Raw genomic sequence first — 12,676 nt, forward strand, 5'->3', positions numbered from 1 at the left:
CTCACAAAAATTGTCAGCGCATTTTTAAACAGTTTTGATTCATTGCTCGTTCTATATTTTGATTGTTGTACAACAATCAAGTTTGCGCGATTAACTTTTTTATTTATTAACACCTTGCGGTGTTCAGGAGTTACACATGAGTCATTGACCTAGAAGGATAATTTATTTACCCTTTTTAGGTGAAAAAATATGAATGGAATACCGAAAAAAATGCGTTACTTCTTCGAGAGAGAAAGATATCATTTGAGAGAATAGTGTTAGCTATTGAGCAAGGATATGTTTTAGACGTTGTGCCACATCCTAATCCAGATAAATATCCTCATCAAAAAATGTTTATTCTTGAGATAGAAGGATATGCATATATCGTTCCTTTTGTAGAAGATGACAAAAAAGTATTTTTAAAAACTGCGTACAAGAGTAGGCTAGCAACTCGTACATATTTGGGTACTTAGATACTTATGAGCAAACTAAGTAAGGAAGAAAAAGAAATCGAAGCTGCATTTAAGCAAGGTAAGATAACTCCAGTGAAAAACCGCAAAGAGATTGCTCGATATCAAAGTTATGCTCAATCTCAATCCCTTCTCGTCAACCAGTCTGTTCCTAAAAAATATTCATCTAAGAATTCCTTGACTGTATTTCTTTCACCTAATGAACTTGAACAGATAACCCAAGAAGCTCACATGAAGGGCGTGACCGTAGAGTTTTTTGCAGAACATATTATTCGTAGCTTTGCCCTTATGCTCTCTTTTTCTACTCCTACTGCTCAACGCAAACCCGTAAAGAAATCGAAAAAAACAATTTCATCTTCTCCACAAGCGCCTGTATTATCCAAGAAAAAAAGCGCTCCTTCCTCATCTCAACGTAATCGAACATAATCCAGATGGTTCACTTTGGGAGACGATTGCACCTGTATAGTTATTTAACGTCGTAGAATTGATTTTAATAAGCTTAACTATGTACAAGCCCTTCCCCCTTACTTGTAAATAATCCCCTCCTTCTTGTCTGCCTTAATGGCTTTAATTCAGTTACTTTAATATACTTTTTACGCAAATTGTAACCTCTTGTAGTTTAGATAAAGATAACCACAGTTAGTAGAGTACTTACCGTTAACCAAATGATAAGTATTTGATAATGTGCTCTGCATCTTTATATGCAGGGATCAAAAGCTACACGTTAGCCACAGGAGGTAGCTAAGGTTCTGAAGCAGGTAGTTACTCAAGGAGAAATGATAAGTAACAACGAGTAAATGATGAATTTCTCATAAAAAGAAGTAGCAACCATTATTGCAGCACTGCGATTTTTCAAGCTAACTATAACAGTAAATGTAAAGAGTGGTAGGAGTTATTTTCGCTTCATTTCACACAAGACCACTTATCAATAAAATTTTAGAAGGGTTATAAAAGCTTTTGGGAAGATGAGAGAATCAGGTTATAAACATTTTATCTTCCCATCCTTTTAATATTCATTTCTTCCTTACATAAATCCTGCATTACTTCTAGAAAAAACCTGATTGAGCTTATGTTGAATTAGGTTTTAGCAAATATTAGTCGAGAACTACAAACGTGAATTCTCAACAAAATTACTCTCTCTTGTTCATTCACGAAGCCGCTATGAAGTGTTTCGAGATTGAGTAGAAGTCGCTACGATTACCTCTTTGCAAGTACCGTATCATCAAGGGTAAAAAAGGATGAACTCTATGAACAAGGTGAACAAAGGTATTTGTGGAAATGTTTGGCCTTGTGCAGATTGAGATTGTGCTTTTCACCGCGAAGAGTGATTTTTTGGGACAATTGCATCAAGAACTCAACATTCCTCTCTGAGATTTGTCAACATAAAACTTGTCATTTATTTGAGCAAGATCAGCGATCGCCCAAGGTAAATCTTCTAACATCGCTTGTTACCAGTTACTAGAATAGAATTTTTTGGGTGCTATAGGATTGCGGTATGGCTGGAAACATGACAATAACAGAAAAGATACATCATCAACAAAAACCAGTGACTTTATCCCTCTTTACAGGAGCAGGTGGACTTGATATTGGATTTCACCATGCTGGTTTTAGAATTGTTGCTTGTGTTGAACAAGAAAAAATATTCTGCCAAACCCTACAGCTTAACTTAGGTCGATATTTAGAACCAGACTGTCAAATTATCAACAAAGATATCCGCATTCTTGAACCACATGAAATTAATGTAACTCAGGTTGACTTTATTATTGGTGGGCCTCCTTGCCAAAGCTTTTCTGCTATTGGTAGACGGGCTGGAGGCATAAGCGGAATTTTAGATGCAAGAGGTAGTTTATTCGAGCATTACTGTCGTTTAGTAAAACACTATCAACCACAAGGATTCCTGTTTGAAAATGTCAGAGGAATTTTGAGTGCTAACAAAGGTAAAGATAGGGCAAACGCATCTAAATTCCTCATGATCACAACGAAGGTTAAGAACCAACGAAAAAATCAAGATTTCGCGTTTGATTATTTTTAAAGCTCCAAGGCGATCGCCTAAGTTCTTCGCAATAAGCAAGGGTTAATGACATTGTTTTTAACTCTATTGAGAATAGACTTTACTTATTGACATGATGCGGCCGCCCTAAAGGTAAAGATTGGCAACTTATAAATAAAACATTTTCAGATTTAGGTTATCAACTTTCATATAGAATTCTTAACAGTGCTGACTATGGAGTTCCACAACTTAGAGAACGTTTAATTATGGTTGGCACTCGTCACGGGAAATCCAAATTTCCCAAACCCACGCATGGCGAAGATTCATCAAGCCAATGTTCTCATATGAGCGCTTTGGAAGCCATAGCAGATCTTCAAGACCCTTTAGAGCCAATACATAGTTATCCAGGAAAGTATGGTCATCTACTAGCAGAAGTTCCCCCAGGTTGTAACTATCATTACTTCACAAGAGAAATGGGATATCCTGAACCCAGATTTGCATGGCGTTCTCGTTTCTCCGACTTTTTGTACAAGGCCGATCCAGAAAAACCAGTTCGCACAATTGTGGCCCAGATGGGGGCTTATTCAGGCCCTTTCCATTGGAAAAACCGGAAATTCACTTTGCCAGAATTCAAACGGTTACAAACATTTCCTGATGATTATGAGTTAGCTGGTAGTGCTATTACAGTACAAAGACAAATCGGTAATTCTGTGCCTCCATTTTTTGCTAAAAAACTGGCAGAAGCAGTCATGCAACAACTATTTCATGTTGATTTAGGAGTAGAGCTGCTTGAAGAAAATGATAAACTAGCTTTTGATGTTTCTAAATCTCGAAAAGCAAAAGCAACACGTAGTAAGCGTGTTAAGTCAACTGAAGAGGTTCTTCAACTTAGTATATTTCACGCTGCTACTAATCTTCCTGAATCTTCTGCTCATAAAGCTCTATTAGAAAATATCAATAACACAACAGAAATATTTTTTCATTATTCTTCACCCAAGCAAAGAACTTGTCTGAAAACTCCTCATTTTCCTCATACTGGTTCTGGATACCGATTTAGAACCGAGCGTTCTGGAGAAAATTGCTTGGTATCTGTGGCACGTTATGAATTGAGGTCGTTTATAGATATACCATTACTACAATACACAGTACAATTTCATCACCTCATTGGTAATGGTATTAAGGTCATTAAGGGTCTACTTTTTTCTAATACAGCAGAAGATATACCTATCATTTGGGATGCAATTGAAGACTTACTTAGCAGTAATTCTGGTTATCAAACTATGATGGATGTATATGGTCATTTTACTGAACCGCATCCAACATTTGAACTCAAAATAGAAATTTTGAATGCTGATTCTTCTTTCCTCCTAAGATTTGCTAAAGAGTTTAGTGCTTTTGAAAAAACCAGAAAAATTTTCCCTGCTCAGTATCTGCAAGATTTACTAAGTGGAAAAAAATCTTTATTTGATTTAACAGCAGTTGTTAAAAAGCTCAGAGATTTGCGGTTTGACGTTCGAGTTAACGAAACAAATACAACGATTCCTCCTGGTTATTTTCGCTGTTGTTATCCATTTACAATCAATATTGGGAAACAAATCTCTGTTATGTGGAGAGATAAACCAAGTAAAACTATGGCTAAAAAAAATCAGTATACTATTTATCTCTCTGAGGCATTCAGCCAAGCTGAAAAATTGACTAATTCAGATGATATAGAGCAATACAAGCAAGAACATAGATGTCTTTCTCACCCTTTAAAAGCATTACAAGATGGACAAGAAATTTCACTTCATCAGTCTGTTACTGAAGGCATAGAGACTATTATCAATAATCTAGGTAAAAATAAACACTTATACAGTATGATTGATTACAAGTCTTGTAGAAAAGTTAGTTCATCCACATCAGGATATACGCTACGCTCAGGATAATTTAGAAGGTGGTTATTCTAACCGCTCAACAGATGCTACTAACGTCACTCCTTTTCTGAAGCAACACGGGCTGACAGCTTGTGCCACCAGTGGTGCAGAAAGTGGTAGAAACTTTGAAAGGCCCATTTTTCAACAGTTTTTGTTTATTGCTCATTCTATATTTTGATTGTTGTACAACAATCAAGTTTTACCTTTAAAACTTCACACCAAATAGTCCACATTGAGAGTCATTTTCTACCTCAGACTGCAATAGTTCAAATTTTGAGAATATAACAGTGTGTTTCATTGTCCTCAGATGACATTATGAAGACATTCATTTAAACGCTATAAAACCGCTATTATCTATCTTTTTAAATTAGACACTCTCAACATTAGACTAGTAGTAATATCCCCCTTTATGACCGCTATAGAAGCTTTAATACTTAATTCTCTCGTAACAATAGGCTGCACTGTTATTATTTACAAATTAAAAGATTGCTTAAACATAGAAACTATTGCAGTCTGAGGTAGGAATTATTGCAGTTTGAGGTAGACATATTGCAGTCTGAGGTAGGAACTATTGCAGTCTGAGGTAGACATATTGCAGTCTGAGGTAGGAAACTATTGCAGTCTGAGGTAGGAAACTATTGCAGTCTGAGGTAGGAAACTTCGTGAATTGAGGTAAGAAATTAAGTCTAAGTTATTGATTTTATTCGATTTTTTTACCGCTCACTACTAAACTATTAAAACTATATAAAAATAAGAGAACGCTTCGCTTTTATTTTTAAATTTTTTAGGAAAACACCGCGTGATATCAGACAAAGACGAAAGAGATGATGAGGAGTTACAAAGTATTATTTATGGGCGTGATGAAATGAACTTGGCAGAGTTTCCGATTGCAATGCTCGGTAAGCGTAAACCAGATCAAAAAACAATTATTTTTGCTGATACCGTTTATGATGAAGCTATAAAGCGCCCTGTAGCTCGTACCCTCACCATCACCGCTTCAGACCTTTATGGACTCCCTACGAGTTTGGATGAAGAAGTCATATTAGGAGCAGTGCAATTATCGAGTAGAAATGGCTTTGATAGCCGAGAACTCCGCTTTACGCGATATGAATTTTTAAAACTACTTAATTGGACAATCAATGATGTGAACTATAAACGATTAGAAGAATCACTTAATCGTTGGACAGGAATCACGTTAAAGTATGATAAAGCCTGGTGGGATAAAACTGCACAATCATGGGTGAGTGAAACTTTTCATATCATAGAAAATATTTCAATTTACGATAATGAAACGAAACAGGCATTTCTTGCACGTTTCCCTCATGACCCTTCTGCTGGGCTTTCTCGAATTGTGTGGAATGAAATTATTTTTAAGAGTTTTCATGCAGGAAATATTAAACGCTTAGATTTTGATTTCTACACTAGTCTTGAAACGGCTATAGCAAAACGAATATTTAGATTTCTTGATAAGCGATTTTATCGCTCAAAGTGTTTAGAATTTGAACTGCGTAGTTTTGCTACTAATCATATTGGTGTCAGTGATGCCTATGATTCAACGAATTTAAAAATAAAATTGAGGCCTGCAATTCAAGAGCTTGAGAAGAAAGGTTTTATTGTTCCTGTCGCCGAATCTCAACGATTTTATTCGCCCCGTAGAGGGAAACACTATATCCGTTTTGAGAGAGCTACTGCTACTTCACCTACTCCACCACATGCATCTACTGCACCAGAGAAAGAATCTAGTGAGAGTGTTCCTCTACGAATTGTGCCAAGACCGAATCGAAAACCTACTAAAGAAGAACTTGAAATAATGTGCGATAAATTTAATCTTAGGTGGCGGCCATCGTAGGAGGAGAATCTTTTTCTGTGAAACAGAATTATCGTTCAATATAGCAATTGCTACTTTTTTAATATGCTTATTTAATTTATTAGTTACTTAGTGGTTTGGCTAAGAGCCAGCGCCTTATTAATTGCTGGTGTCAGGTCGTTATTATCTTCGATTCTGAGCATCCTGATATCTCTGACTGAGGGAGCAAACCACGAGAATTTTTGAGTAATATCCATGACTGCAATGACGCATGTGACCGGATCTACGGAGTTATTTCCAAAGTACACACTGCCTTGCTGTCGCCCAAAGCCATGTTGTTGCAGGACGGCTTTAATGTCGTTATAGGCGTTTTGATAGGAAGGATTGTGGTACGTTTTGCCTAACGTATCAGTGTCTAAATCAAATGTAATTGCGTACATAAATACTAGTTCAAAATTAGCAAATTTTTATTATTAAAATAAGCGTGCGAATTGATATTCTAATATCATCGCTCCTTCTTTCACATAAGACTCGATGCTTGTTAACGGTTAAGTGTAGAGAGAGTCCTTACAAAAATCATCCTTGATTTGTTATGAAAATTCAAGTTAATTCTTGATATATGAACGCAATTTTAAATAAGAGTATGTGTTTGAATATGTTTAACCTTTGGTATAGGTACCAGTTACTTTTTATAATGAACGATAGTTATGACAGCACGGTGGCTCTAGTGAAGAGGGTAAAGTTTAATTTATTAGGGAATTTCATTATTTAATATTCACTAAAACTCTTGATTAAAAAATCACAAACAAGGAACATCAGTGAACGATTATGTTTGTGAACTGTAAAGATAACATGCCTCAACTTCTGCACTATACTCTGAACACGGATAATACGTTTGATTGCTCTAATAAACAGTATCAACCAGAAACCTTAAAGCTTCTCCATCCAATAGCCGCACGAGCCATCCTAGGAGGTAAGGCAGAAGATCCATTGCCTTATCCTTTTGAAGATTACACTGTCAACACAACGGTTGATGGAGAATGTGCAATGTTTGATGTGCGTGAATCTAGCATTACCTTAACCTCAAACGCTGTTGTTTGGAGTCATACAAAGCAGGAACTTTGTTGGGAACTATTTGAACACTTGTATCTCAACTTAATGGGTGAATGTAGAACAATTCCTCGTACTCCTCACATGCCGAACACTGTGCCTTGGCTTGCTACTATAACTATGCCTACGCTAGGTGCAGCAGTTTCGTGGATGGCAGATTTTGAGCAGTGTTTTGCTATAGCGTTGATTGAAGCCAGTACAGGTAAGTCTTACGCTTAATAAGCCGCTATCTTAGGAGCACTAGCATCTTTTTTCGTAAAGCGAACCTCAATCTTAATGGTAGATAACCCTGCCCGTTTTCTCCTCCTATTCACCTCATGCAGTAATCGTCGCTTCTGCCTCACAATGCCTGGAAAACTAAAGGGAGAGATATTGCGTAGGTACTCAGTGACCCGTGCTTCATTAAAGAGTGCGATCGCATGAAGGTGGGAGCGAATGAGTTGATATCGAGTAGGTTCAATCATGACACATGGCTTTCCTGCGTGTATTCCAATCGAGTAGCCATTCACATATAAAGGGTTCTCTCGAATATCTAGAAATCTTCGTTTCTCAAATTCCTCGTGCATTCCTTCCGTGGCAAGCAGCACAAAGCGACGACCCCACCGAACGTAGGCGACATTGGCACGTCCTGCTTTTTTTCTCCTAAACCGCGTCATCCGACATACGGTAATTTCATAGTCGGCGATTACCTTTCGATCAATAGAATGTACCTCCATCTTTTCAGGAATTACCCTTAGGAGATACCGATAATAGCCGTATCGTAGGTAGTCGATAGCGACCTTACGCAAAAATTCTCCTAATGTGTGCGCTTCATAGATCATCACCCCTGCTCCTAGAAAAAAAAGGTGAGTTGTAGGTGAAAGGCACAACTCACAAAGCCTTGATAAGAAAACCATTGATAACAACGCACGGCGGAAGATAGACTACTCCTGTTAGTAGTAAATGCTACTTATTAGGCGAAGACCCATACCTTCCATATAGCCGTCACAAATCTTGTGTTTTCAAGTGTTTACACTTTGTTATTTTTTTGGACTATTTTTCGTGTTTTTGCGTTGTATTAATTACTACATACTTTTTCTTTGATATGCACGCTTGTGTTTTGTACTGGTAAGAGAGTGAACGCTACACCCGTGTAAGGCATACCATTCACTCCGCACCGCACTAGATGGGGTGTATTCGCATTAACTACCCCTCCTCAGAGCTTTCGTGTGTCCTTTGTCTGTGGATTACCAGCCCACGGGACAAGAACGCCGGACTGTCAGCCCATTGTTCTCTCACATAGTGTGATTCCTACTGCTCCCCGCTCCCTCTCCTGTCATGTTTTACGACTTGCTGACATTGCAAGCTTCCGAAGTAGCTAATTCCGGCGTGCAGGAGATTCCCCGATTAGTAATAAGAGTTCAACGATGGTTAGGTGTTGCTAGAGCCTAGAGGCTCAGGTCGTCAAGGCTAGGTACTTAAGTACCTTTCGCAGTGAGCGATTTGGGGGACTAGAAGGCAGAAGCTTTCCCTTACTCACCTTGAGATGTTTCGCGGTTTGACCTCGCACCATACACCGCATAACCAGTAAGCAGTTTCCCGCCTTTCACTGTTGAGCTATTCGTTGGGCTTATTTCTAAGCCACATCGAAGTTGTCTCCTCCGATCGCCATTGTTACCAATGACGAACTCCCAGCACTGGCAGAGGTTACACGCCATAGGTTATTCCCGTAGGCTATGCCCCCTCTGGTGGATTTACACCACTTCCCTTCTCACGGCTTAAGCGTTGGGTACTTAAGTGTGTCTCGGTCGCCCGTCTTCAATTGTTAAATTTTCAATAATTCAATGAGTGAATGAAAAATCGTATGAGATAGAAGAATGGGATTACTCTGTGCAGCACGTCACAGGATTGCACCATTCAGCCTCTCTTGCACTGGACGAGCTTGGTTACAAGCATCCAGCGCGAAGAAGGACTACACGACCTGACGGAAGCTATGCCGTCCCTGTTTTACGTGAGGTGGTAAGTCTCAACGCCCAGGTGTCGCCTAGTCAACGCGAATACTCTCTATTGCAGGTACGTTAGCGAAGCACCAGCACTGTGAGCCCCTTTTCGGTAAGGGTTAGCTGGTTGTAACATATTGATTTGATTAATATTTTTTGAACAGATTGAAAAAAATATTAGCGACTCACTAATGATTCGTAATTTTTTTAAAAAAATAGTAGAGACAAAGAAATGCCAGAAAGAACTTTTAATTATTATTTAATTCATCTTGAATTGCTTTTTTCAATTTTTCTCGTTTCAAATTAAATTGTTCGTAGTCTTTTTTCACTTCTTGGATATTCTGTGTTTTCCATTCTGCTGAATTCTTACTAGGAGGTGTGCTGAGTAACGATTCGACATCTGATATAGTATTACATCCACATTTTCTTAACTCTTCTAAAATTTCATATATTTCAGGTTTAAGAAGAATTTCGTGGTTGTCGTATAACTTTACTGTTGCATTATGGTGTTCTATGAACGCATTTAGTCGTTGTTGTATATCAGCTTTTTTTGCTTCATCATTTTCGTAGTTTTTGCCTGAGCACGAGTTTAATATATCTATACAATTTCGAGTTTCAGTGACTGAACGAAAAATAGAAACTAACGCATCGTTAACTTTTTCTTGATAGATTTTTCTATGATGAAAAGATATGTCAATTTCTTTGTCTTTATTTCTATTTCTATAAATTGATACTGTAAAAATTAAGTTGATAACTGGAATTAATGTTTGAGTTAATGTACTCATTAAATCTATAAGGGAATTCATTAAACCTTTCACATTAATAATTTAAAACGTTTTTTCAAGCATTACTAATTTGTGATTGACGACCAGATAATTAGTCACTGTCAAAAGAACCTTAGCGGGGCTGCCCGCTAAGATATCAACACAAGCGGGCTGCCCCGCGACCGACGAATTAGAGAAAGGTTTATACCTAAAGACCTCAGCTACCTTTTATTCATTGCCTTGGTCACCTATCCCCTCAACGTCACCCAAGGTATAACAGGTTTATCTTCAGTAAAGAAAGAGATTTAGGACGTTGATTATGTATAAATTCTGTAAAATTAGCTTATTCAGCAAGTAAATACTTGCTGAATTACTTACTGAATATATTGCTGAAGTGTTAAAAGTTTAAAAAATGCCTTTTTTGAGTTACCAAGAATCAGGCTTGTGAAAGGAACCTGCTTTATCATGAAGTGTATGAGGAAATTGGCTACCTTGTAGTGCTCCTTCCCTGATAGGACGAATGAAATGAGCGTGTTTACTCAACTCTATGCTTGGTCTCTTATGAGGGTGCAGTATTCCTACATTGAGCTTGAGCGAACGAACAATTTTTATCGCTTCACAAAGGTCAGAATCGTTAGAAATAACAATTGCTTGCTCAAATTCTTGTTTATAAGCATCACTTACCAGATGTACTGCTAAATTCACGTCAGAACCTTTCTCCTCAGTTTTGATAACTTTTACCTTTTCAGCAGGGTTTGCGGCAAGAGGCATCCAGATTCTAGAAGAAAGAAATGTTCCTTCAATCACTGTTACATGAGGAATAGTCTTTAACGCTCTTAAATAAGTATCTTGGCGAACAGCTTGGCTGGGATCTTGCGGACGAGCTTTCACCCGTGCAGTGAAGTATTTAATGTGATTGATAGAAGATTGTTTTAATATTGTGGTTACAAGGGTATGAAGATTAAGCCATTTATAAGGCGAATCCTTGAGTGAACCGTAGTAGAGATTAAAGCCATCAACATATACATTTGTTTTCATATGTGATGGTTATAAAAAAAGCTAAGGCCGCTGTAAAGAGCGGCCTTGCACCTTACCACCGAAGCGATAAGGGGGATATATTTTTATTATGATACTATGAGAAAAAATTAATCAAGAAATCTTTTTATTAAATGAAAAAACAAGCTTCGCTTACTAAGTTAATCAATTATCTCTTAACTTCACCAATTATTATTTTTGACGATTTTATTTTTAAACAAGGTGTTATTTTGTTTTTGAGGTTCATCAAGATAACCTATATACAATATGATTGAATGCTCTTCTATTAAAAATCTCTTTTAAGTTCCTCAATAGTAATATCCTCACTTATTCAGCAGTTATTGCGGGTAAGCACATAATTCTGCTATAACTACAGCCAGCAAGTAAGTCAGCAACTATTTCAGTAAATACTTACTGACTTACTTGCTGAAATATGATTTGTGTCATACTTTTTACTAAAGGGTTTCATATGCCAGTTATCGGCTTCATTAATCAAAAAGGGGGATGCGGTAAATCAACGGCAGCCGTTCACTATATATGTTGGTTAAAGCAACAGGGGAGAAAAGTGTTTCTCGTTGATTCAGATGCTCAACGCACTTCTTCACAGTGGGTAGAAAGTCTTCAACGAGATATTCCTTACAAAGCAATTCCTGAACCAGATCAAATATTGGAAGAGTTACCAAAGCTCATGGAGATGTATGAGTGGGTAGTAGTTGATGCCCCCGCTGCACTAAGCGAAGCAACCAGAGCTGTTGTTCTATGGTGTGACCTTGCAGTTATTCCTTGCCAACCAACAGGGGTGGATTTATCAAGTGCCTCCGATACTGTCCGCCTTGTTCGTCAAGCCCAAGCAATCCGCAAAGGCCAGCCGAAAGCACTCATGTTTATTAGTCGCGCCATTCAGGGGACTCGACTTAAAGGAGAAGCCGTACAGTTCTTACAGCAAATTCCAGATGTCACCCCCGTACCGCAGGTGATTCACCAGAGACAGATCGTTGCTGATGCATATGGCCAAGCATCGAGCGTGTTCGATTTATCTGGCAAAGCGGCGAAAGAAGCAAGTGAAGAATACGACAGTTTATTTAAGGTGATGGAGTCTGCTCTATGACAGCTAAAAGAAGAACGCTAAGTGAATCTGTAATTAAACAATTTGTTCAAAACCCAGACTCGGTAGCAGCCAGCGAAGAAATACTTGCTGAAGTAAATGCTGAAGCAAGTCAGCAAGTAAGTACTGATAGCAAAGACGAGAAGGAGATTGGGTACTCTGATGAATCAGTTTCAAGTCTTGCCTCAGAAGTAATTGCACAGTTTCAAGTTGCTGAGAAAGAAGCGACGGTGCGCTTTACTGTTGACCTAGCTCAATCTAAGCATAAGAAGTTTGGCGTTATTGCAAAGCAGCTCAACACTAATATGAGTAGTTTGGCGCGAACACTTATCGAGAAGTTTATTGCAGAGGTAGAGCAGCATAAGCTGCTTTAGTTCTAGTATTCAGATATTCAATAATATTTGTCCTAAAGTGTTTACTGAAGTAAGTCAGTAAACACATGCTGATTTACTTCAGTAAATTATCTGAAGTAAAAACTTTTTTAGTTGACATGCTACTGGCGCTCGCTCGTGAAGTCGAGCCAC

General features: G+C 38.0%; 11 protein-coding genes and 1 pseudogene. 8 read left to right on the top strand and 4 right to left on the bottom strand.

All coding sequences use genetic code 11. The features are described from left to right. The first annotated feature begins 179 nt into the window (after window positions 1–179). The 5 genes and pseudogenes from AACU25_RS22310 (at window position 180) to AACU25_RS22330 (ending at window position 6,201) form a co-directional block, all read left to right on the top strand. Window positions 180–452 carry a DUF4258 domain-containing protein gene (locus tag AACU25_RS22310; RefSeq protein WP_096579381.1) on the top strand — a complete coding sequence of 91 codons (273 nt, stop codon included), beginning with the start codon at window positions 180–182 and terminating at the stop codon, window positions 450–452. Between the two features lie 6 nt (window positions 453–458). Continuing rightward, window positions 459–875: a hypothetical protein gene (locus AACU25_RS22315; RefSeq protein ID WP_096579383.1), complete on the top strand. Its 417-nt coding sequence runs from the start codon at window positions 459–461 to the stop codon at window positions 873–875. A gap of 1,081 nt (window positions 876–1,956) precedes the next feature. Beyond that, on the top strand, window positions 1,957–2,481 hold the full coding sequence (locus AACU25_RS22320; RefSeq protein WP_199347368.1) for a DNA (cytosine-5-)-methyltransferase: 525 nt from the start codon (window positions 1,957–1,959) through the stop codon (window positions 2,479–2,481). A 116-nt stretch (window positions 2,482–2,597) separates the two neighbouring features. Further along, window positions 2,598–4,364, top strand: a pseudogene (locus AACU25_RS22325) (DNA cytosine methyltransferase); the annotation flags it as partial. Window positions 4,365–5,151: 787 nt separating this feature from the next. Then, window positions 5,152–6,201, top strand: a complete 1,050-nt coding sequence (locus AACU25_RS22330; protein WP_096579389.1) for a replication initiator protein A — start codon at window positions 5,152–5,154, stop codon at window positions 6,199–6,201. An 83-nt stretch (window positions 6,202–6,284) separates the two neighbouring features. Here AACU25_RS22330 and AACU25_RS22335 read toward each other — a convergent pair whose 3' ends face one another. Then, complete coding sequence (locus AACU25_RS22335; RefSeq protein ID WP_096579391.1) at window positions 6,285–6,599, bottom strand: virulence factor; 315 nt, start codon at window positions 6,597–6,599, stop codon at window positions 6,285–6,287. A 412-nt stretch (window positions 6,600–7,011) separates the two neighbouring features. On the opposite strand from AACU25_RS22335, the gene AACU25_RS22340 reads away from it, so the two are divergent. Further along, a complete protein-coding gene (locus AACU25_RS22340; protein WP_190445837.1) occupies window positions 7,012–7,488 on the top strand; it encodes a hypothetical protein in 477 nt (158 codons plus the stop codon). On the opposite strand, the gene AACU25_RS22345 is transcribed toward AACU25_RS22340, so the two are convergent. The 3 genes from AACU25_RS22345 to AACU25_RS22355 all read right to left on the bottom strand — a co-directional run bounded on the left by AACU25_RS22345 (window position 7,485) and on the right by AACU25_RS22355 (window position 11,050). Then, window positions 7,485–7,925, bottom strand: coding sequence for a hypothetical protein (locus tag AACU25_RS22345; RefSeq protein ID WP_190445836.1), 441 nt, complete (start codon window positions 7,923–7,925; stop codon window positions 7,485–7,487). The genes AACU25_RS22340 and AACU25_RS22345 overlap by 4 nt on opposite strands. A 1,571-nt stretch (window positions 7,926–9,496) precedes the next feature. Further along, window positions 9,497–10,054, bottom strand: a complete 558-nt coding sequence (locus AACU25_RS22350) for a hypothetical protein (protein ID WP_096579397.1) — start codon at window positions 10,052–10,054, stop codon at window positions 9,497–9,499. A 384-nt stretch (window positions 10,055–10,438) separates the two neighbouring features. Further along, window positions 10,439–11,050, bottom strand: a complete 612-nt coding sequence (locus AACU25_RS22355; protein WP_096579399.1) for an NYN domain-containing protein — start codon at window positions 11,048–11,050, stop codon at window positions 10,439–10,441. A 466-nt stretch (window positions 11,051–11,516) separates the two neighbouring features. On the opposite strand from AACU25_RS22355, the gene AACU25_RS22360 reads away from it, so the two are divergent. Both AACU25_RS22360 and AACU25_RS22365 read left to right on the top strand, forming a co-directional pair. After that, window positions 11,517–12,155 carry an AAA family ATPase gene (locus tag AACU25_RS22360; RefSeq protein ID WP_096583944.1) on the top strand — a complete coding sequence of 213 codons (639 nt, stop codon included), beginning with the start codon at window positions 11,517–11,519 and terminating at the stop codon, window positions 12,153–12,155. Then, entirely contained in the window at window positions 12,152–12,526 is a 375-nt protein-coding gene (locus AACU25_RS22365) for a hypothetical protein (RefSeq protein ID WP_096579401.1), read from the top strand. Before AACU25_RS22360 ends, AACU25_RS22365 begins: the two co-directional genes overlap by 4 nt. Window positions 12,527–12,676: the final 150 nt, after the last annotated feature.

The organism is Tolypothrix tenuis PCC 7101 (assembly GCF_963874875.1).
GTDB classification, from domain to species: domain Bacteria; phylum Cyanobacteriota; class Cyanobacteriia; order Cyanobacteriales; family Nostocaceae; genus Aulosira; species Aulosira tenue.